The sequence below is a fragment of the Streptosporangium sp. NPDC050284 genome (assembly GCF_044459525.1).
Taxonomy (GTDB): Bacteria; Actinomycetota; Actinomycetes; order Streptosporangiales; family Streptosporangiaceae; genus Streptosporangium.
In genome coordinates this window covers 27325-49834 of the sequence record NZ_JBITIZ010000012.1, presented here as the reverse complement: position 1 = coordinate 49834, position 22510 = coordinate 27325, and the positions used below count along the sequence as shown (strand labels likewise).

At 71.3% G+C, this 22510-nt stretch carries 11 protein-coding genes; 5 read left to right on the top strand and 6 right to left on the bottom strand.

Annotated features, from left to right (window positions below):
- Nucleotides 1-85: 85 nt before the first annotated feature.
- Genes ACIBH4_RS26535 through ACIBH4_RS26510 form a run of 6 tightly spaced genes read right to left on the bottom strand, consistent with a single transcriptional unit; the run spans nt 86 to nt 11895 of the window.
- Nucleotides 86-5722, bottom strand: a complete 5637-nt coding sequence (locus ACIBH4_RS26535) for an amino acid adenylation domain-containing protein (protein WP_362763963.1) — start codon at nt 5720-5722, stop codon at nt 86-88.
- Nucleotides 5719-6903, bottom strand: coding sequence for a 2-oxo acid dehydrogenase subunit E2 (locus tag ACIBH4_RS26530; RefSeq protein WP_362763960.1), 1185 nt, complete (start codon nt 6901-6903; stop codon nt 5719-5721). Before ACIBH4_RS26530 ends, ACIBH4_RS26535 begins: the two co-directional genes overlap by 4 nt.
- A complete protein-coding gene (locus tag ACIBH4_RS26525; RefSeq protein ID WP_362501225.1) occupies nt 6896-7879 on the bottom strand; it encodes a transketolase C-terminal domain-containing protein in 984 nt (327 codons plus the stop codon). Before ACIBH4_RS26525 ends, ACIBH4_RS26530 begins: the two co-directional genes overlap by 8 nt.
- Entirely contained in the window at nt 7870-8793 is a 924-nt protein-coding gene (locus tag ACIBH4_RS26520) for a thiamine pyrophosphate-dependent dehydrogenase E1 component subunit alpha (RefSeq protein ID WP_362501223.1), read from the bottom strand. The genes ACIBH4_RS26525 and ACIBH4_RS26520 overlap by 10 nt, the downstream gene beginning before the upstream one ends.
- On the bottom strand, nt 8786-10441 hold the full coding sequence (locus ACIBH4_RS26515; protein ID WP_362501221.1) for a condensation domain-containing protein: 1656 nt from the start codon (nt 10439-10441) through the stop codon (nt 8786-8788). The genes ACIBH4_RS26520 and ACIBH4_RS26515 overlap by 8 nt, the downstream gene beginning before the upstream one ends.
- Nucleotides 10441-11895, bottom strand: coding sequence for a class I adenylate-forming enzyme family protein (locus tag ACIBH4_RS26510; RefSeq protein WP_362501219.1), 1455 nt, complete (start codon nt 11893-11895; stop codon nt 10441-10443). The genes ACIBH4_RS26515 and ACIBH4_RS26510 overlap by 1 nt, the downstream gene beginning before the upstream one ends.
- A gap of 406 nt (nt 11896-12301) precedes the next feature.
- Here ACIBH4_RS26510 and ACIBH4_RS26505 point away from each other — a divergent pair, with 406 nt between their 5' ends.
- The 5 genes from ACIBH4_RS26505 (at nt 12302) to ACIBH4_RS26485 (ending at nt 22508) form a co-directional block, all read left to right on the top strand.
- Complete coding sequence (locus ACIBH4_RS26505) at nt 12302-18730, top strand: amino acid adenylation domain-containing protein (RefSeq protein WP_362763958.1); 6429 nt, start codon at nt 12302-12304, stop codon at nt 18728-18730.
- Between the two features lies 1 nt (nt 18731).
- The gene (locus ACIBH4_RS26500; RefSeq protein WP_362501215.1) at nt 18732-18905 is read left to right on the top strand and encodes an MbtH family protein; all 174 of its coding nucleotides are present in this window, start codon (nt 18732-18734) and stop codon (nt 18903-18905) included.
- A 75-nt stretch (nt 18906-18980) separates the two neighbouring features.
- Complete coding sequence (locus ACIBH4_RS26495; protein WP_362501213.1) at nt 18981-19232, top strand: acyl carrier protein; 252 nt, start codon at nt 18981-18983, stop codon at nt 19230-19232.
- A 25-nt stretch (nt 19233-19257) separates the two neighbouring features.
- Entirely contained in the window at nt 19258-20679 is a 1422-nt protein-coding gene (locus ACIBH4_RS26490; protein WP_362501211.1) for a hypothetical protein, read from the top strand.
- Nucleotides 20676-22508, top strand: coding sequence for a N,N-dimethylformamidase beta subunit family domain-containing protein (locus ACIBH4_RS26485; protein ID WP_362501209.1), 1833 nt, complete (start codon nt 20676-20678; stop codon nt 22506-22508). The genes ACIBH4_RS26490 and ACIBH4_RS26485 overlap by 4 nt, the downstream gene beginning before the upstream one ends.
- The last annotated feature ends 2 nt before the right edge of the window (nt 22509-22510 follow it).

Genomic DNA, 22510 nt, shown 5'->3' with positions numbered 1-22510 from the left:
GATGAAAGGCCGCGCCTCTGCCGGCCGGCCGGGAGAAGTGATCGCTTTCAGCGTGGAGACCCCGCCTTCGGGCGTGGGGAGGACGTCATCTCCGAATCGAGATCACCTCGGCGGTCGGCTCGTCGCGCTCGCGTTCCTGACGCTCGCGCTCCTGGCGCCTCTGGATGGCCTGGAAGCCGACCAGATCGTCCGGGAGCGCGTCGGGGACGTCGGTGTCGAACCTGGACAGCGTGCGGGTCCGCATCGCGACCAGCGCCGTGACCACGATGGCGACGGCGAACAGCACGTACATCAGGCCGACGCCCCGGCCCTCGCCGGTGCCGAGCACGAGACCGACCGTGTCGGCCAGCGGCCCTCCGGGGAGCATCAGTGGTTCGAACAGCTCGCTGCCGTACGGGGCGACCAGGCCGAAGCCGACCGGCAGGGTGGACCAGGCGACGAGCGTGTTGAGCGCGATGACACGACCGTGGAAGCGTTGCGGCACCTTGACCTGGATGATCGTCGCGTAGACGCCGTTGAGCATGGTCAGCCAGAACGACATGCCGAAGGCGCCGATCCCGATCAGGATCAGGTTCTGCTGCAGACCGGTGACCAGGCAGAAGACGCCCAGTACGAGGGTGGAGAGCATGACGCCGCGCAGCCGCTGCCGTCGCGGGCCTCCCCAGACGGTCATGGTCAGGCCGCCGAGGAAGACGCCGAGACCACCGAAGAAGGAGATCCGGCCGACGTCGTCCAGGGTGGCGAAGCCCAGGACGAGCGGTGAGATGAGCAGGAACAGCGGGGAGAGGAAGATGTTCAGCACCGCGAAGAAGAACAGCATGCCGCGGAAGCCCCGGTTGCCCCAGGAGAACTTCCAGCCCTCGACCATCTCGGCGACCAGCGACTCCCTGCGCTTCCACGCCATCGTCTTCGGGAAGCGGACGAAGAGCAGCACCCCGATCGCGAAGATGTACGCGGCGACGTCCAGGACGAGGATGCCCTCCAGCCCGATCGCGGCCATCAGGCCGACCGCGGCCAGCGGGACGACCAGCTGGGCGGTACCGGTGACCATCTGGACCACGCCGTTGGCGTGGCCGAGGAAGCGTTTGGGGACCAGTTGCGGGATGGCGGAGTTGTAGGCGAGACGCTGGAAGGTCAGCGCGATCGACAGCAGCACCAGGAGCGGGTAGATGTGCCAGATCTGCAGGTTGCCGGTCCACAGCAGGATGCCCAGTGTCAGCTGGGTGCCGAACGCGCCGATGTCTCCGGCGATCATGATCTTGCGCCGGTCGTGGCGGTCGACGAGGGCTCCGGCCAGGGGGGAGACCAGCATGCCGGGAACCAGCGCGAGGACGGAGAAGAGGGCGAACCTGGCGAGCGAGTCGGTGCTGATGTAGATCCACAGCGGGATGGCGAACTCGGTGAGCGACGATCCGACGATCGAGACGAGCTGCCCGGCCGCCACGACGGCGAACCGCTTCATACTGGGCGGAGGTCCCGAGCGCGCCGGGGTGCCCGTCGCGAGCGGGTCTGTCGTTCCCGGTGGCGCGCCGCCCGTGCCGGAGCCGGGAAGAACGGACGTGGCGGAGTCAGGACCGGCTGGAGCGGACGCGGCCGGTCCGGCACCGGTGATCGCGGGTGCCATCGTCGCAGGAGCCACTTCGGCGAGGTCGTCCTGGGTGGAGACGCCGCCGAGCCACCAGGTGGACCGGTCGGTGCGGGCCAGCTTGGCCGTGTCACCCGAGGCGATGGCCCGGTGGGTGCCGGTGACGATGGTGGCGAGCTCTTCCGCCCGATATTTCAGGAAAAAGTGTCCGGCCTCATCGAGGACGACCACGGCCGTCGAGCCCGTCAGGAGGTGCCACTCGCGGTAGCGCTCCTGATAGAACTCGGTGGCCGGGTCGCGGTCGCCCGCCACGGAGATGATCGGCGCCTTGAGCGGCTCGACACCCTCCTCGAAGAGGCGGGTGAAGTAGCGCTCCGCCTCCTTGGTGCCCTTGCGACGGTTGTCGATCATCAGCTTGAGCTGGTCGCGTTCCAGGTCCTCCACGTCGAGACCCGCGGCCTGCAGGGCGTTGGCCCAGACCTGGTCGCTGCGGAGGCGGTCGGTCAGGTTCGACAGCTTGGCCAGCATCGAGGTGGGGCGGGCGAAGGGGAAGATGCCACCGAGGTAGATCGCCTCGACCTGGCGGCCCGCGGCCTCCAGGCGGCGGGCGATCTCCACGGTCAGCATGACGCCGAGCCCGCAGTGCCCGTACAGCGCGAGAGGCCCGCGCACGTCCTTGAGGATCTCCTCCACGCAGCCCTGCGCGACCTCCGCCACCGGCCGGGTCTCCTCGATCAGCCCCATCTCCTGGCCGGGGACGGCGACCGCGTGCAGCGCCCAGTTCTGGGGCAACCTGTCGGCCAGCGGCTGGTAGATGGCGGCGCTGCCACCGCCGTACGGCACGCAGACCAGGGTCGAGGTGGCCGCGCGGGCCGGGGTGAGCCGGTGCAGGAGCATGCGCGGGCCGTCGTCGGCCGTCTCGACGAGCCGCGCCAGCTCGCGGACGGTCCGGTGCTTGAACAGGTCCAGGATCGTGACCTGGCGCCCGCCTTCGGGAATGGCTTTCCGAAGGCGGGCGACCACCTGTGCGGCGAGCAGCGAATGACCGCCCAGGTCGAAGAAGTCGTCCAGCACACCGACCTGTACCAGTCCGAGAACCTTTGCCCACACTTCGGCGATCGCCTCTTCGAGAGGCGTCTGTGGCGGGACGAATCCGGCTTCCTGGTCGGGCCGCGCCTCGTCGGGTTCGGGCAGCCTGGCCCGGTCGACCTTGCCGTGCGACTTCAGGGGCAGCTCGTCCAGCCAGACGAACCGCCCGGGGATCATGTACTCGGGGAGCCGCTCACCGAGCCGCGCCCGCAGCTCGCTGACGCTGATCTGGTCTCCGGCGACCTCGCCGACCACGTACGCGACCAGCCGGTCCCCGCGCAGGTCGACGACGGCGTGGGCGACCCCCGGCTGGTCGGCGAGCACAGACTCGATCTCCGGCAGTTCCACCCGGTAACCCCTGACCTTGACCTGCAGGTCGCGGCGGCCGAGGAAGCACAGGTCGCCCGAGGGCAGCCACCGGCCGAGGTCGCCGGTCCTGTACATGCGGGCGCCGGGCCCGCCGTACGGGTCGGGCAGGAATCTCTCGGCCGTCAGGCCGGGCCGCCCGAGGTATCCGCGGGCGAGCCGGTCGCCGCCGAGGTAGATCTCGCCGGTCATACCGGGCGGGACCAGTCGCAGGTGCTCGTCGAGCACGTAGACCGCGGCCCCGGGCAGCGGCCTGCCGATCGGCAGGTTCAGTGCCCGCTCGTGCTCGTCGGTGACGGCGTGGGTGGAGATGCCGACCGTCGCCTCGGTAGGGCCGTAGTGGTTGACCACCGTGGTGTGCGCGGTCAGCTCGCGGGCCCAGCTCCACCGGGAGGCCTCGCCGCCGAGGACGAGGAGCTTGCGCGGGAGCAGCTGGGCGGGGTCGTCCACCGCGGCGAGCAGCGAGGCGAGGTGGGAGGGGGTCATCTTCAGGTAGTCGGTGCCGCTCAACAGCCCGGCGAGCTCCTCGGCGGGAGCCTGCGGGTCGGCCAGGTGCAGCTCTCCGCCGGTCATGAGCGACAGGTAGAAGATCGTCACCCCGAAGTCGAACGAGAGCGACTGCAGCAGGGTGTAGACCCCGCCGGGTTCGACCTCGAAGCGCTCCTCGACCCCGGCGAGATAGTTGAGCACCTGCCGGTGCTGCACCCCGACGCCCTTCGGCCGCCCGGTGGTCCCCGACGTGTAGATCACGTACGCGAGGTGGTCGGGCGACACCTCCGGTGGTTCGAACCCGGTCTCCTCAAGCGCCTCGGAGTCCAGGCGGATCGTCGGCGCGCCGGCGATGCCGGGAAGCAGGTCGCTCAGGGCGGAGGTGGTCAGGACGGCGACGGCTCCGGCGTCGGCGAGCATGTACGCCAGCCGGTCGCGGGGCTGCTTGGGGTCGAGGGGCACGTAGGCGCCACCGGCCTTCAGCACGCCGATGACGGCCGCCGCCAGGTCGGTGGACTGTTCGAGGAAGACGCCCACCCTGGTGTCGGGGCCCACGCCGTGGTGGTTCCTCAGCAGGGCGGCGATCCTGGTGGAACGCTCGTCGAGCTCGGCGTACGTCAGCGAGCCGCCCGCCGTCGACGCCGTACCCGGACCGGAGCCGCCGCGCGTCGCGGGCACCGTGGTCGAGACGGGTGAGCCCTCGTGGACCACGGCCGTCGCGCCGGGCGTGAGCGCGGCCCGCGCGGTGACGAGGTCGTGCAGCAGGTCGTGACCGGACGACCGGAGAGCGGGACCCGAGCCGAAGCCCAGGATCCTCTCCCGCTCCTCGTCGGAGAGCAGCGACAGCTCCCCCACCCGCGTGTCCGGGTCCGCCACGATCGAGCGCAGCAGCGTCTCGAAGCGCGCCGCCAGCAGCTCCACGGTCTCCGGGTCGAAGAGGGCGGTGCTGTAGGCGAGGTGGCCGACCAGCCCGTCCGGGCTCTCGAACAGGTAGAGGCCGAGGTCGAAGCGGGTCGTCCTCGCCGGGAGCGTGAGGTAGGAGACGCGCCCGTCCTCCTCGCCCGCCTTGAAGTTCTGCAGCGCGAACGTGACCTGCGCGAGCGGCGATCGGCTCACGTCACGGACCACGTTCAGTTCGTTGACCAGCTGGTCGAACGGGAGCTCCTGGTGCGCGTAGGCGTCCAGGGCGGTCTCACGCGTCCGGGCGAGGAAGGTGGTGAACGACGGGTCGTCGGCCAGGTCCGCGCGCAGGACCAGGGTGTTGACGAACATGCCGACGACCCCGTCCAGCTCGGGCAGCCCGCGCCCGGCGACCGGGGAGCCGACCGCGAAGTCCGTCTGCCCCGAGTAGCGGGCCAGCAGGACCTGGAAGGCGGCGAGCAGCGTCATGTACGGCGTGGCGCCGGCCTCGGCGCCCAGCTCGGCGAGCCGCCTGGTGAGGTCGGCGTCCACCCGGACGTCGAGGGCGGCTCCCTCGTGGCGCTGCTCGGCGGGGCGGGGCCTGTCGGTGGGCAGCTCGATCGCGGGCAGCCCGGCGAGCCGGTCGCGCCAGTGGTCGATCTCGCGGCGGTGGTCACGGCCTCGCTGCCAGAGGGCGTAGTCGCCGTAGCCGACCGGCGCGGGCGGCGGGGTACCGCCGTCGTGCAGGACGAGCAGCTCGCGGATGAGCAGGTCGCTGGACCAGCCGTCGATGACGGTGTGGTGGGCGGCGATGAGAAGGACGTGGTCGTCGGGCGCGATCCTCACCAGCACGGTGCGGAAGAGCGGGCCGTGTTCCAGGTCGAACGGGACGGCGAGGTCGGCGTCGAGCAGCTCGATCGCGGCCTCCACGCCGTCCGCCTCGACGACGCGCAGCGCGGCCGGACCCGGCTCGTCGATGACGAGTTCCGGGGTGCCGTCGTCGGTGGTGAGAAACCGCGTCCGCAGGGCCTCGTGGCGCGCGACGAGCTCGTCCAGCGCCCGGCGCAGCGCGTCTTCGTCCAGCTCACCGCGCAGACGCACCGCGACGGGGACGGTGTAGGTGGTGGTGCCCGGCCGGTACTGCTCGAGGAACCACAGGCGTTCCTGGGCGTGGGACAGGGGCGGGACGGTTCCGGAGGCGCGGCGGGCGATGGTGGCCCGTGACTCCCCGCGGCTCTTGAGCCGCCTGGCGAGCAGCGCCTTCTTGGCGTCCGACAGTGTTGTCTCGGTCACGCTTGTAACTCCATCCGGAGGGCCGCGAGGAAGAGCGCGGCGTCCCGTCCGTTGATCAGTCGATGGTCGTAGGCGAGGCCGATGTTGGCGACGGTTCTCATGGTCACCGTGCCGTCCTCGGCGAGTCGCGGTTCGGGCTGCGGCGAGGTGATCGCGAGAGCGCAGACCGTACCGGGGAAGATGAAGGGGATCGCGAGGATGACGTCGGCGTCGGTGTGCAGGGTGACGGCGATGTTGGCACCGGTGAGGTCCTTCTCGCGGAAGTCCCCCTCGGTGGCGGCGAGCCGGTAGCGCATGAGCGCGTCGGCGATGGCCTTGAGCGAGCCGGTGTCGTGGACGACCGGCACGTACAGGCCCTCTCCCATGTCGAAGGTGACGCCGACGCGCGGGGCGTCGGCCGGATGTACCCGGTCACCGTCGACCGAGGCGAAGAACAGCGGGAACGCCGGGTGCAGCGCGGCCACGGCCTGGACGAACAGCTCCGCCGGCCCGACCGGCCTGCGTACCTCCCTGCTCAGCCCTCTCGCCCGCTCCAGCAGCGGGCCCACCTCGAACTTCACGACGGTGTACGCGGCGGGGATGGTCGCGTGCGAGGTGGTGACGGCACGCGCGACGGCACGTTGCACCCGCGAGAGGCGGTGCGCGCCCGTGTCCGCGGCCGGTTCCCGCGCGTCCTTCCGCTCCTTCCGCGCGTCTTCGTGCACGCCTTCGTGCACGTCGGAGGCCGTCTGCCCGGTACGGCGGTGGACCAGGGCCTCCACGTCGGTCCTGCGGATGACGGCGAGGCCCAGGGACGCGACCTCGGCGTGGGAGACGCCGAGTTCCTCCATCGCCACACGTGCGGGAGCGGTGACGACCGGCTCGGCCACCAGCGCGTCCCGCTGCCGCGCCGCGTCCTCGGAGACCACCGGGCCGGGCACGTCGGTGACCGGGGCAGGCTGCGGGACCGCCTCGGCGGTGATGCGGGCGAGGAGCGCGCCCGGAGCGATCCAGCTGTCAAGGGCGGCGACGTGGTGCAGGTAGCCGCTCTCCCCCGCCTCCAGTTCGTCGGCCGCCTTGGAGGTCTCCAGTACGGCGATCGGCTCTCCCGCGACGACGGGCTTTCCGTTCCCGACGAGCCACTCGACGACCAGGTATTCGGTGTCGTTGTTGTTGAGTTTGGGAACGTGGATGTCAGCCACGCAGAGCCTCCCGTACGGCGTTGTGGATCGTGGACTCCCCGGCCAGGACCTCGTTCTCCAGGTGCGCGGCGGTGGGGATCACGGAGTCCCGCGAGTGGACGAGGCGGACGGGTCCTCGCAGGCGGTCCCAGAGACGGGCGTGCAGGAGGTGGGCGACCTCGCTGCCCCAGGTGCCCCCGGCGGTGCTCTCCTCCGCGACCAGGACGACGTCCCCGAGGTGGGGCAGCAGCGTGTCGACGTCCAGCGGGTAGAGCCGGGAGGGGACGAGCAGCCGGGTGGAGATCTCCTCCTCCACCATCAGGGAGCGCATCGCGCCCAGCACCCGGTGGACCATTCCACCGGGAGCGATGACCACGCAGTCGGGACGGTCACCCGCGTCGCGGATGTCCACCACGGCCAGGTCTCCGTCGCGGCGCATCAGGAACAGCGGGTCCACCCGTTCCATCTGCCGGGTGTAGAGGACCTTGTCCTCGAAGAACACGCACGGTTCGCCCCGTTCCAGCATCGCCGCGAACACCGCGCGGTTGTCATGGAAAGGGGACATCTCGTACAGCGACAGTCCCGGCATGCCGACGAAGTGCTTCTGCAGGCTCTGGCTGTGCGTGGGACCGTAGCCCCGGCCACCACCGGTGGGGCAGCGCACCACCATTCGCAGCGGCAGCCGCCTGCCGTACATCGACACCGACTTGCCGGCGAAGTTGCACAGCTGGTCGAAGGCGAGCGCCACGAAGTCGCCGAACATGATCTCGGCCACGGCCGTGTTACCGGCGAGCGCCAGTCCCGCCGCGACGCCGGTGAGCGCGCCCTCGCTGATCGGGGTGCCGATCACCCGCTCGGGAAAGCGGGTGGAGAGCCCCTTGGTGATTTTGAAGGCGCCGCCGTACGGGTCGAGGATGTCCTCGCCGAGCACGTAGGCGGTGTGGTCGTCGTCCAGCAACCCGTGCAGGGCCGCGTTGAGGTTCTCCGCTACGCGCACGATCCCTCCCAGCGGGAGAGGGGGCGCGCGGCCACCTCGTCGGCGACGGCCTCGACCTCGGCCTTGACGACGCCGTCGAGCCGGTGGAAGTGCTCGGGGTGGTCGTGGGCGTAGCGGGCGTACCAGTCGTTCTCCCTGGCGGCCCGTACGACGTCGGCCGGGCGGATGTCGTCGCCCTTGCTGTGCGGCCCGAGGCGGTGGGTGACGAACTCGACCACCAGAGGCTGTCCCTCGCGCACCCGCGCGATCTCGCGTTCCAGCGAGAGGCGGATCTCGTTGACGTCGGTGGAGACGACCAGCCGGTGCGCGATGCCGAAGGCCGCCGCCCGGCCGGCCACCGTACCGGCCATCTGCGAGGCGGTCGGAGTGGACTGGGCGATGCCGTTGTTCTCCACCACGACGAGCAGCGGGAGCCGCCAGAGCGCGGCGAGGTTCAGCGCCTCGTAGACCGCACCCTCGCCCCAGGTGCCGTCGCCGATGTGGACGCAGGCGAGGGTGCCGGGCTCGGAGCGCTTGAGGTGCAGCGCGACACCGGCGGCGACCGGCATGCTCTCACCCTGCACGCCGGTGGACATGTAGCGGTCGCGGTGGATGTGCTGGCTGCCGCCGACACCCTCGCAGACCGCGCCCTCCCTGCCCATGATCTCGGCGAGCAGGCCGTGCGGGTCGCGGAATCTGGACAGGTAGTGGCCGTGTCCCCGGTGGTTGCTGAAGACGTGGTCGGCCGGGCCGAGCAGGGATCGCAGCGCGACCGGGACGTACTCCTGGCCGAGGCAGGTGTGCGTGGTGCCGTTGAGGTCGCCCCTGTCGTACAGCTCCAGGAGCTTGAGCTCGAAGTGCCTCACCAACAGCAGAAGCTCCAGGTCGTCGTCGGCGAGGCGGGAGAGACGGAGGCCGTCGAGGATCTCAGTCATCGCCGAGGGAGTCCACGATGCCGGCGATTGTCGGGTTGTCGAAGAAGTCGTCGAGGGAGACCTCGATGTCCAGGCGCTTGCGCATGCGGGCGATGATCTGCGTGATGGTGAGGGAGTGGCCCCCCAGATCGAAGATGTCGTCGTCATCGGCGATCGGCGATATGCCGAGCACCTCTTCCCAGATCTCGCGTACCTGGTCGTTCAGCGTGGTGACGGAACCCATCTCGTCCTCCAGAATTTCGTGCAGTGTCAGGTTGGGGTTGTGCGTGGCGCGTTCCAGAAGGAGACGCAGGTCGTCGGCGACCCTGGCGGCGTCGGGCACCGTCTCGGGGTCGTGGCGCAGGCTGATCTCCAGCCCGCCGGGGCCGTCCACGCACTGCAGGTGCAGCGCGCCGCGTACCGCGTGGTTGAAGACGGTCCACTCCACCGACGCGTCGAGCCCGGTGAACACCGGGTCCGCGTCGCGGCGGGTGCGGTAGCTGACGGAGACGGGGACGAGCGCGGCGTGCGGTCTGAGGCGGGGCATCGCCCGGGAGAGCGGCACCTGGCGGAAGCGGTAGATCTCCCTCAGTTCGGTGCGCAGCGCGGTGGCGAACTCGCGGAAGGTCGCCTCGGGCGACGGACTGGAGGCGACCGGGAGTTCGTTGACGAACAGGCCGATGTGTCCCGCGGCCTCGGGGGGCCTGGTCGACAGGTCGACGGCGGTGGTGACCGCGGTGTTGCCGTAGCCGAGAAGCAGGGTGTGCAGCCCGGCGAGCAGCACCTCGAACCGGGTCAGGACGGGGGCGGCGGAGAGGTCCCGCGACGGGTCCGACTCGATCGACGGGTTCACTGTGAACCGCAGCACCCGGCCCTGGGCCGCTCGCCGGGATCTCAGCGCGCGGCCGAGAACGACGGTCTCACCGGGATCGCGCCAGCGGGGCTTCCAGAACTCGCGCGCGGCGGGAAGCAGGGCGGCCACCCGGTCGCGCTCGGCCCGGCCGTGGTCGATTTCCGGCAGCGGGGGCGGCGGCTCGCCGTTGTAGAAGGCGGCCAGATCGCGCACCAGGACGTCCTTCGACTGCCCGTCGAAGATCAGGTGGTGGGCGACGAAAAGAAGGAGGTTTCGTCCGGGGCCGATCTCGAACAGGGTGAACCTGGCCAGCGGCCCCCTCTCCAGGTCGAACGCGCGCAGGATCTCCTCCCCCACCGCCTCCCGCACGGCCCGTCCGTACCGCTCGCCGTCCTCACCGCTCTCACCGTCGTGGGAAGGCGAATGCGGCGAGGTCGAAAGGTCGCGCGTGTCCCGCGCCGCCCCTGTGGCGACGTCGGCGGAAGAGGAGATCGTCACCCGGCGTACGGGAACCTCGGCTCCCGGCACCAGCCGCAGCTCGTTGTCCACCTCCGTCACCACATCGCCCAGCATCGGATGCCGGGCGACCACCGCCGCGCAGGCCGCCAGGAGCGCGCCGGTGTCCAGATCGCCGCATAGGTGGACGAGTATCGGCATGTGATAGGCGGCGCCCCCGCCCACGGCCTGCTCGGTCACCCACATCCCCTGCTGGGTGAACGTGACCTCCGGCATACCCGCGGACGCGTTCCCCCGCGATGTCTCCGAGGTGTCCTCCACCTCGTTCCGCGAGGCGCTCTCGGATGGAAGAACGGCCATCACTCGCTCCCCATCGTCCGGCGCAGGGCCTTCTTGTCGACCTTGCCGCCGGCGTTGCGCGGCAGGGCGTCGACCGTGATGACGTGCGCGGGCAACTCGTGCGGGGCGAGGCGGTCCTTGAGAAAGATCCGCAGATCCTCGGGCGCGAGGGCCTCTTCGGTGACGAGGGCCACCGCGACGACGGTTCCGAGCACGGGGTGGGGAACCCCGAACGCGGCGGCCTCGATCACGGCGGGGTGCCGGTAGACGACCTCCTCGATATGGATCGTGGAGACCTTGAAGGCCCCGGACTTCACCACGTCGCTCTCGCGGTCGACGAGGTAGAGGTAGCCTTCGGCGTCGATGTAGCCGAGGTCGCCCATCCGCACCCAGCCGTCGCGGAAGGTCCCGCTCTCGGGGTCGCCGTAGTAGGCGCGCGGCGCCGCGGGGGATCGCATCCAGACCTCCCCGGTCTCTCCCGCCTCCAGTGGCTCCCCCTCCACGGTGGCGATCCTGACCCGTCCCCCGGCGATGGCGCGGCCGACGCTTCCCGGCCGGTCCGGGTCGAACATCATCACCGTCTGAGCCGGGGCCGCCTCGGTCGAGGTGTAGTAGTTGGTGATCGTCGCTCTGGGGAAGGCCGTGGTCAGCGCCTGGGCGACGGCCGAGGGCAGCGGCGCGGCGGCCGAGCCGAGCAGCAGCACGCTGGACAGGTCGTGCCGTTCGGCCACCTTCGCGTTGATCAGCTCGATGGCCATCGCGGGGACGAGGAAGACCGTTCCCGCGCGGTAGGACTCGATCAGCGAGGCGAAACGGGCCGGGGTGAAGCGCGGCAGCGTCACGACGGCCGGATGGGCGTCGAGCGCGTTGATCAGCATCGCCTGTCCGGCGTTGGTCCCGATCGGGAAGGCGTGGACCAGATGCCGGGAGTGCGCGAACGGGCGGCGTTTGGCACCGCAGCCGTAGGCCAGATTGGCATGGGTCGCCGAGACCCCCTTGGGACGGCCGGTCGTACCGGAGGTGTAGAGGATCTGGGCGAGATCTCCGGGCTCCGGAGGCGCGATATCGGCCTTCTCATAGGAGGTTTCGACGTTCAGACCGTCGACCGTGGCGCTCCAGCCGACCTCGGGCACCGCGAGACCCGAGGCGTGGACGACGCCGGTCGCGCGGCAGTTCTCCAGCATGAGACGCAGGTCATCGAGGGCGAGGCGGTCGGAGAGCGGTACGCCCACCGCCCCTGCCGCCAGAACCCCGCAGAACGCCACGGCGTAGTCCGCCCAGTCCGCGGCCCCGAACACCAGACCCACCCGGTCGCCTCGGGTGACGCCCCGTGCGACCAGGCTGTTCGCGAGCGCGGTGGACCGCTCGTGCCACTCGCGATAGGTGAGCTGAGCCGAGCCGTGCACGATCAGCGCGACCCCCTCGGGGTCAGCGAGGGCTCGGTCCATGAGCAACCGGGGGACGGTCAGGTTCACCAAGTGAACCTCCCATTAAAGATCGGATGTATGCGCGTTCGATGTGTGCGAGCACCGAAGGCACAACAGGAAAGAATCTTTACTATTTAAAATCGAGCGCTAGTCTTACATGATCGTAAGGCTCAAACAAGACTTTGGGGAGGGGGTTCACAAAGGAACTGAACACACGCGAAAGTGACCCTTGCGCCCTTAGGGCGAAGGTGTAACACTGACGACCGCGGAGCTAACTGAAAGGTTTCTTTCCAGAAAGAGACCTTTCCCGATGCCCACTTAACTGGTCAAATAGGCACAGAGTGGGTCTTTTGCGTACCAACCTCCAACGCGATTGCGTGAACTAACGGGCCCGTGGCCGACAAAGGAGCCCTTTGTGTTCCCACCGAAGACCGTTCCAACCGGTCAAACAGGGATGGAATACCCCCTGTCGTACGGTCAGCAGCGGCTTTGGTTTCTCCACCAACTCGATCCCAGCGACTCGGCCTACAACACATCCTATGTTTACAGGTTGAAAGGTCACCTTGACAAGATCGCTTTGGCGGCCGCCTTCACTGCCGTGGCGGCACGGCACGAGAGCCTGAGGACCCGGTTCCGTGAAGTGGCCGGGGAGGCCGTCGCGATCGTCGAGCCGCCGTCGCCGGTGACGGTCGAGCGGCTCACCGTCACCGGCGAGCAGGAAGCCGCGGCCCTGGTCTCGACGCTCACCAACACGGCCTTCGACCTGGCCGCCGCGCCGCCGTTCCGCGTCTCGCTGATCGAACTCGGACCCGCCGACCACGTGCTCTGTGTCGTCCTGCACCACATCAACGGCGACGGCTGGTCGCTGAGCGTGCTCCGCTCCGAGGTCGCCACCCACTACGGGAGCCGGGGCAGCGCCCCGCTGCCCGAGCTGCCCCTGCAGTACGGCGAGTACGCGCGCGCCCAACGTCCCGAGGACTCCGAACTGCGCTGGTGGACCGAGCGGCTGGCCGGGGTGCCTCCCCTGGAGCTCCCCGCGGATCGCCCGCGTCCGGCCCGGCGGACCGGCGCGGGCGCCCAGGTCGACTTCCGGATCGCCCCCGACGTGGCCGCCTCGATCGGCGGCCTCGCCCGCCGCGCCCGGTGCACACCGTTCATGGTGCTGCTCTCCGCCTACCAGGTCCTGATGCACCGGCACACCGGCCAGAGCGACTTCTGCGTGGGCACCCCCTCGGCCGGTCGCGGCAGCACCGAACTGGAGACCATGATCGGTTTCCTCTCCACCACCCTCGCCCTGCGCTGCGACGTCTCCGGCGACCCCACCTTCGAAGAGCTGCTCAGGCGCACTCGCAGGGTCGTGCTGGACGGGCTCTCGCGGCAGGACGTCCCCTTCGAGCGCCTCGTGGCCGATCTCGACGTGGAACGGGACCTGAGCCGCACTCCCCTGTTCCAGACCCTGTTCGCCTTCCACACCCACGGCGAGCCGGACGAGCCGCTGCCCGGCCTCGACGCCACGTACTTCCCCAACGGCTGGGCCCGCGCCCGGCTCGACCTCTCGGTGGACCTCTACCGCGGCGAGGACGGCGCCCTGAACGGCACCGCCATCTACAGCACCGACCTGTTCGACCGCGAGACCGTGGAACGGACCATCGCCCGCTTCCAGGAGCTGCTCACGGCCGTCGTGGCGGATCCCGGAGCTCCGGTGAGCTCGCTGCGGATGCTGCCGGACGCCGAGCTCGACCTGCTGGAGGAGTGGAACGACACCGCGGCCGAACTGCCGGAGGTCACACTCGTCGACCTGCTGCTCGAACAGGTCGCGGCGACCCCCGACGCGGTCGCGGTACGCGCCACGCCCGCCCCCACCGCGACGCCGGCCGGGACCACCCCGGTCACCGCGGACGAACCGGTGAGCGAGGGCGCGCCGGTGGACGGAACCGGCGCGCGGGAACTGACGTACGCGGAGCTGGCCGGGCGGGCGGCCGAGCTGGCCGGGCGGCTGAGCGCGGCCGGGATCGGCCGCGGCTCGCTCGTCGCGGTCCGGATGGAGCGCGGCGCCGACATGCTCGTCGCCCTGCTGGGCGTGGCGATGAGCGGCGCGGCCTACCTTCCCGTCGACCCCGACTACCCCGAGGCCCGCGTCTCCTACGTGATCGAGGACTCCGCGGCGGCGCTCGTCCTGACCGGCCTCGACGACCTCCCCCCGGTGACAGGCGAGGCGACCGGCACGGTGGTTCCCGCGGCACCCGCCCGGCCGCTTCCCGACGACACCGCGTACGTGCTCTACACCTCGGGATCCACCGGCCGGCCGAAAGGCGTCGTGGTACCCCACCGCGCACTGACCAACTTCCTGCTGGCCATGCGTGACCTGGTACGGTCCTCGCCGCAGGACGTGTGGCTCGCACTGACCTCGCTGTCGTTCGACATCTCCGCCCTGGAGCTCTACCTGCCGCTGGTGACGGGAGGACGGGTGGTCGTCGCCGACGCGGAGACGGCCCGCGACGGGGTGCGGCTCGCCCGGCTCGTGAGGGACGAGGGCGTGACCCACGTCCAGGCGACGCCCTCGGGATGGCGCGTCCTGCTCACCGGGGACCTGCCGCGCGTGGTGGGCCTGACCGGCGGCGAGCCGCTCGCCCCCCGGCTCGCCCGCGAGCTGCGTCCCCGGGTCGACCGGCTCGTCAACGTCTACGGGCCGACCGAGACCACCATCTGGTCCACGGCCTGGGACATCCCCGAGGACCCCGGCGAGATCGTCATCGGCCGCCCGATCGCCAACACCGTCGTCCACGTCGTCGACCCCGGCGGCGGGCCGTGCCCGATCGGAGTGGCCGGAGAGCTGCTCATCGGCGGCGAGGGGGTCGCGACCGGTTACCTCGGCCGTCCCGCCCTGACCGCGGAGCGCTTCGTTCCCGGCCCCGGCGGTTCGCGGCACTATCGAACGGGAGACCGCGTCCGCCTGCGTAACGACGGCACCCTGGAGTTTCTCGGCCGGACCGACAACCAGGTCAAGCTGCGGGGTCACCGTATCGAGCTGGGCGAGATCGAGGCCGTGCTCGACGCCTGCCCCGGCGTGCGGCAGGCGGTCGTCGTGGTGCGCGGAGACCGCCTGGTCGCCTTCGCCGTACCCGCCGCCCTCTCCGAGTCGGAAACGGGCGGCGCGGAAACGGGTCGTGCACGAACGGGCGGGTCCGGAGCAGGTCACGTGGGAACGGACGGCACGGACGGCACGGACGGCACGGACGGCACGGAAACGGGCCGCGCGCAGAGCGTGGGAGCGCTCGACGGGCTTCGGGAGCACGCCGCGCGCGAGCTGCCCGGCTACATGGTGCCCAGCGTGTTCGTCGAGGTGGAGACGCTGCCGCTCACCCCCAACGGGAAGGTCGACCGCAACGCGCTCCCCGACGTGGACGCCGCGCCCTCGCCGGACGCCATCGCCCCCCGCACCCCGGGCGAACGGATGGTCGCGCAGGTCTTCGCCGAGGTGCTCGGGACCGCGGAGGTCGGGGCGTACGACGACTTCTTCACCCTCGGCGGCCACTCGCTGCTGGCCACCATGGTCACCGCGCGGCTGACAGCGCTGTCAGGGATGGAAGTGCCCGTCCGGGAGGTGTTCCTGCGGCCGACGGTCGCCGCGCTGGCGGACCTGATCGCCACCGCGTCCGTGGCAGAACTGATCGCCACCGCGTCCGTGGCAGAACTGATCGCCACCGCGTCCGTGGCAGAACTGATCGCCACCGCGTCCGGTGACAAGAGCGACGGGCCGCGACCTCGGCCGGAGGGAACCGTCCCGCCGCTCTCCTTCGGCCAGGAGCGGCTCTGGTTCCTCAACCGGCTCGACCCCGATGACGCGTCGTACAACATGTGCCTGGTCAGGCGGCTGCGCGGGCCGCTGGACCGGAACGCGCTCGCCGACGCCCTCACCGGGACGGTCGCGAGGCACGAGAGCCTGCGCACCCGCTTTCCCGAGGTGGACGGGGTGCCGGTCGTGGTCGTCGACCCGCCGAGGCCGGTGGCTGTCGAGGAGACGGACGCGGTGGGCGAGGCCGGGGCGTTGGAGCTGGTCGCGACCCTGACCAACGCGCCCTTCGAGCTGGGCGCCAGGCCGCCGCTGCGGGTCACCCTGATCAGGATCGCCGAGGACGACCACGTCCTGTGCGTCGTGCTGCACCACATCCTCGGCGACGGCTGGTCGCTCAACCTCATCTTCGACGAGGTGTCGCGCCTGTACTCCGGCGCCACCGCCCTGCCGCCGGTCCCGCTCCAGTTCGGCGACGTCGCCCTCTGGCAGCGCGGACGCGACCTCGGCGACCTGCTCGGCTACTGGCGGGACAGGCTCGCCGACCCCACCCCGCTGGACCTGCCGGTCGACCGGCCGCGTACCGCGGGTGCCGCCAGGCGCGGCGACGTGGCGCACGTCCGGCTGGACGCGGCGGAGGCCGCCGCCCTCGCCCGGCTGGGCAGGGAGCACGGCGCGACCATGTTCATGGTCCTGCTCGCCGCCTACCAGGTCCTGCTGTCGCGGCACACCGGGCACAGTGACATCCTGGTCGGTACGGCCACCGCGGGCCGGGACCGGGTCCAGCTCGAACCGGTCGTCGGCTACCTCAGCGACACCCTGGTCATGCGCGGCGACCTGTCGGGCGACCCCACCTTCGCCCAGCTGCTCCGCGAGACCCAGATCGGCGTCCTGGACGCCTTCTCCCACCAGGGCGTGCCGTTCGAGGAGCTGGTGGCGGCCCTGAGGGTCGAGCGCGACCTCACCCGAACGCCGCTGTTCCAGACCATGCTCATCCTGCACACGCAGGACGTCGGCCGGCCCCGCGACGCCTTCGCGGGGCTGACCACGACGGGGTTCGAGCACGGCATGCGGCAGGCCAAGCTCGAACTGATGCTGGAGGCCTGGCAGGACGAGCACGAGCTCACGCTCAACTTCGTCTACGACGCCGAACTGTTCGACCGGTCCACGATCGAGGCGATGGCCGCGCGGTTCCGCCTGCTGCTCACCGCGCTGCCGGAGGCGTCCGGCGACCGGGTCTCCGAGCTGCCGCTGCGCACCGGGGACGACGACGCCCTGCTGCGGCGCCTCTCGCGGGGACCCGCGCGATCACCCGCGCTCCCGGTGCCCGACCTGTTCGCGGCGACCGTACGGGACACGCCGGGCGCGACGGCGATCGGATGCAGGGGCACCACGCTCGGCTACGCCGACCTGGACGCCCGCGCGGACGAGCTCGCGGCGCTGCTGCGGGGGCGGGGGGTCGTGCCCGGCGACGTGGTCGGCGTCTGCCTGGACAGGTCGTCCGATGCCGTCGCGGCCCTGCTCGCCGTCTGGCGGGCGGGGGCGGCCTACCTGCCGCTCGATCCGGACCATCCCGCCGAGCGGCTCGCCTTCATGTTGGACGACAGCGCCGCCTCCCTCGTCCTCACCTCGGCGGATCTGGGCGATCGCCTGCCTCAGGGAACGCCACGCGCGCACACGAACGAGCGCCCTCCTGCCCTGGGCAACGTCCCGACGAGCGTCCCCGCGCCCGGCTCGGCCGCTTACGTGATCTACACCTCCGGGTCCACGGGAACGCCCAAGGGGGTCGTGGTCTCGCACCACAACCTGGCCACCCGCGTCGCGTGGATGCGCGAGGCGTACGAGCTGGGCCCCGAAGACCGGGTCGTCCAGTTCGCCTCGCTGAGCTTCGACACCCACGCCGAGGAGATCTACCCGGCGCTGGCCGCCGGGGCCCGGCTGGAGTTGCTGCCCGAGGGCGGCGTCACCCTGCCCGACCACCTCGACCAGGTCACCGTGCTCGACCTGCCCACGGCGTACTGGCACGCGCTGGTCGACGACATCGGTGAGATCTCCTGGCCGCCGACCCTGCGTCTGGTGATCCTCGGCGGCGAGCAGGTGCACGAGGCGGCCGTGACCCGCTGGCGGGAACGCTTCGGCGACAGGGTGCGGCTGGTCAACACCTACGGCCCGACCGAGGCGACGATCATCGCCACCGCCGCCGAACTGGACGGCTCCCCCGGACGCCCGCCCATCGGCGTCCCGATCGCCGACACCTCGGTCCTGCTTCTGGACGGCTCCGGCGAGGCCGTGCCGCCGGGAGCGCCGGGTGAGCTGTGCGTCGGCGGGGCCGGGGTGGCCGTCGGCTACCTGGGCAGGCCGGACCTCACGGCCGAGCGCTTCCCCACCCTCGGCGCCCCCGGTGATCCCGGCGTTCCCGGCGCCCTCGGCGGAGAGCGGATCTACCGGACCGGCGACCTGGCGCGTTGGCGGTCCGACGGGCGGCTGGAGTTCCTGGGTCGCCTCGACGACCAGGTCAAGGTACGCGGCTTCCGGATCGAACTCGGCGAGGTCGAGGCGCGGCTGCTCGCCCACCCGGGCGTCGGCCAGGCCGCGGTGGCGGTCCGCGGGGAGACGCTGGTCGGCTACGTCGTCGGCACGGCCACGGGAGACGAGCTGGCCGGATACCTGGCGGCGACGTTGCCCGCCTACATGGTCCCGGCCGCCTGGGTGAGTCTCGCCGTTCTGCCGCTGACCGCGAACGGCAAGCTCGACCGGGCCGCACTGCCCGCGCCCGAGGCCGGCTCCCGGACGAGGACCGCCCCGCGCGGTGACGCCGAGGAACTGGTGGCCGAGATCTTCGGCGAGGTGCTGGGCGTCGAGGAGGTCGGCGCCTTCGACGACTTCTTCGCGCTGGGCGGACACTCGCTGCTCGCCACCCGCGCCGTCGCCAGACTCCGCGCCGCCGTCGAGGTGGAGGTGCCGATCCGCACCCTGTTCGCCAGAAGCACCGTGGCCGACCTCGCGGCGGCGGTGGAGGAGCTGCTCGTCGCCGAGCTGGCTGAAATGTCCGACGAGGAGGCCGAGCGCCTCATGGAAAACGGGAGCTGAGATGGGTCACCGCGTCGTGGTCAACCACGAGGAGCAGTACTCGATCTGGCCGGACGGCCGGGACCTTCCCGACGGCTGGCGAGAGGAGGGCGTCTCCGGTACCAAGGAGGAGTGCCTCGCCCACATCGACCGCGTCTGGACCGACCTGCGCCCGCTCAGCGCGAGAAGTTCATGAAAAGTCCAGAAATATTCGACGGCTGGATCCGGATCCCGGCGAGCGGCGCCGGAGACCGCAGGAGAGGGGCTCGCAATGGTTAGGGAACGGCTGGCGGCGATGGTCGCCTCGGCGTCCGACGGAGCGGTCACGGCCGGGGAGGCACTCGCCGCCACGGTCCCGCTGTCCGCGCTGGGGGTCACCTCCCTGGCGCAGATGCGGCTGATCGACGCGGTGGAAACCGAGTTCGGGGTCGAGATCGACCTGTCCGGCGACGGGTTCGACCTGCTCGACGACCTCGACGCGCTGGAACGCCACATCAACGAGGCGCGACGCGCGCGTTCCTGAACCCATCTCCGAACGGGGGAGACACATGGACATCCGGTTCTCGGGGAGCCGCTCGGGGATGGCACCGCTGACCTGGGGGCAGCGGGCCATCTGGGACACGATCCGAAAGACGGCACCGGACGACCACTACTTCAACTTCGGCCGCGTACTCGCCGTCCCCAGGAGAGCCAGGCCGCTCACCGTGGCGGGAGCGGCCGAGGTGCTGCGCACCCTGGTGGAACGACACGAGTCCCTGCGCACCAGGCTCGGCGAGGCGCCGCACGGGAACGCGACGCACGCGAGCGGCACGACACCGTACGGAAAGGCGGCCCACGCGAGCGACACGACGCCCTACGAAGACGGCTCCCGCGGAAACGACGGCGCGGAGCCGTGGCAGGTGCTCATCGCCGGCGGTTCCATCCCGGTCACCGTGTCGGAGGGCGACCCCGAGCGGCTGCGGGACGCGCTGGCGAAGACCGCGTTCGACTACGGCGGCGAGTGGCCGCTCAGGATCGGGCTCGTCGTCGACCGCGACGAGGTCACCCACATCGTGCTCGTCTTCTGTCACCTGGCGGCCGACGGCCTCGGTGCCGAGGTGGCGATCACGGACCTGCGGCTGCTCATGCTGCGCGGCTCCGTACCAGGCCCGACCCCGCCCTCACCGCTGGAGCTGGCCCGCTGGCAGAGCTCGCAGCACGGTCTGAAGGTCGCGGCGGTGGCCGCGGAACACTGGGAGAGCGAGTACCGGCGCATCCCCCCGACCATGTTCGAGCGGCGGACGGACGGCGCCCCCGAGGATCCCCCGATCTGGCGGGCACAGCTGGTCTCACGGGCGATGGACCTGGCCGTACAGCGGATCGCCGCCGTGCGCGGCGCGGCCACCTCGACCGTCCTGCTCGCCGCCGCGTCCGCGCTGGCCGGAAGGGTGACCGGCCACGACCTGGGCGTGATGCTGCCGATCGTGAGCAACCGCTTCCGCGGCGACACCGTCAACGCGGTCACCACGCTCTCCCAGGAGGGCCTGTTCGTGCTGGACCTGCGCGAGGGCGGCTTCACCGAGCTGCTGCGCGCGGCCAAGCCCGCCGCGCTGCGCGCCTACCGGTCCGCCTACCACGACCCGGACGACCGGGACCGGCTCACCGAGCGGGCCGGCCGGGAGCGGGGGGTGCGGATCCACCCGTACTGCTGCTTCAACGACATGCGCTTCACCGACCGGGTGGACGCCTCCCCCGACGAGCGAAGCGTGCGGCGGGCGCTGGACGAGACGACCCTCACCTGGCCGCTCAGCCAGGAACGGCTCAACTGCCGCTTCTGCCTGCACGTGACCGACGAGCCCGGCGGGTTGGGCGTCTCGCTCACCGCCGACACCGGCTGTCTCCCCCGCCCCGCCATGGAACGCTACCTGCTCGACCTGGAGTCCTTGCTGGTCGAGGCCGCGTTCCGCGAGGTGCTGGAGCCGGTCGGTTGACGATCCACGCCTACGCCGAGTCGACGTCCTGCCTCCAGGGCGGCGCGCTCCGCTTCCACCTCGCCCGCGCCTCCCGCGCCCCGCTGCGCGGCTCGGTGCTGGTCGAGGACGTGGCCACCGACCTGGCCGTACTCGACGGGGAGTTCACCGGGCCGCTGTGGACGCTGGAGGTCTCCCCCGGCTGGCGCAGCTCGCTCTACCGGGCGATCTTCAGCGCCGACGAGGAGCGCAGCGAGGTCTACTTCGTCGTACGGGCCGCCCGTCCCCGCTCACCGATCCTGCTGTCGATCCCGTTCCCGACCTGGCAGGCCTACAACCGGGCGGGCATCCCCGGCGAGTCCGTCTACTGGACCGAGCAGCCGACCCGCGCCGCCCGTGTCTCCTTCGACCGGCCGGGCGGCGGGCCGCCGCCCGAGCGCTGGGAGGAGGGCATGATCCGCTGGCTGGGCCCCGCCGGGTACGACGCCGACTACTGCTCGGCCCTGGACCTGCACTCCGGGCGCGAGCTGCTCTCCGGCTACCGGCTGCTGATGATCAACGGGCACGACGAGTACTGGTCGGCGGGGATGCGCGACAGCGTCGAGGAGTTCGTCCGCCGGGGCGGCAACATGGCCGTCTTCTCCGGCAACACCTGCTGGTGGCAGTTCCGGCTGGAGGACGAGGGACGCACCATGGTCTGCTACCGCGACGCGGTCGCCGACCCGATGGCCGCGATGGATCCCGCCCTCACCACGGTCGAGTGGTCGAGCGCGCCGGTGAACCGCCCCGAGAACGGCCTGACCGGGGTGAGCTTCCGGCGCGGCGCCGGGACGTGGGGCCCGTACATGCGACTCATGCACGAGGAGTCCTACACCGTCCGCTTCCCCGGACACTGGGTGTTCGAGGGCACCAAGCTGGGTGAGGGCGACACGTTCGGCAAGGGCGCCATCGGCTACGAGACGGACGCCTGCGACTTCGTCGAGGAGGACGGCGTGCCGGTGGCCACCGGACGCGACGGCACCCCGCCGTCCTTCGTCATCCTCGCCACCGCCGACCTGCGCCACTGGCACCGGTACGGCCAGGGCGGCATGGCGACGATGGGCGTCTTCGGCCTCGGCGCCGGGACGGTCTTCACCGCCTCCACCGTGAACTGGGGCAACACCCTGCACGACCCGGTCGTGGACCGGATCACCCGCAACGTGCTGGACCGGCTCTCGGTGCGCGCGGACGGCTGGGAGACCATCGGCGCCGCGGACGAGATCCGGGCGCTGACCGTGTTCGACTCCCTGCTGTACGGTGCCACCCCGGACGGCTCGCTGCTCACCCGCGAGGTCTCGGGCCAGAACCTGCGCTGGCGTCCCGCGGGCACCGCCCCCGCCCTCGTCGCCCTCGCCACCCCCAGAGAGGCCACCGCCGTCCACCCGATCGGCCTGTACGGTCTCACCGCCGACGACCGGCTCGTCTACCGCGACCCCGAGCACGGCTGGATCACTCTCGCCGACGGGCCCGGTGGCGGGGTCGGCCTGGGCATGGTGAACGGCGAACTGTTCGCCGCCGCCGCGGAGGGCCTGTGGCTGCTCGACCCGGAGACCTCCGCCTGGAGCCTGGTCGAGGCCGGTTCAGGCGCCGTGGCCCTGACCGCGATGAACGGCCGGCTGTACGTGGCGGACGCGGATGACAGGATCCGCACGCGGCTGCCGGTGGCGACCCCGGCCGGCTGGACCGACCTGTGCGACGCGGGCGGCTGCACCGTGCTGACCGGGCACGCGGGCACCCTGATCGGCACCGCCCGCGACCGTCCCCTGCTCCGGCGCGCGAACCTCCTGAAGAAGGCGGCGCCCACCCCGTGACC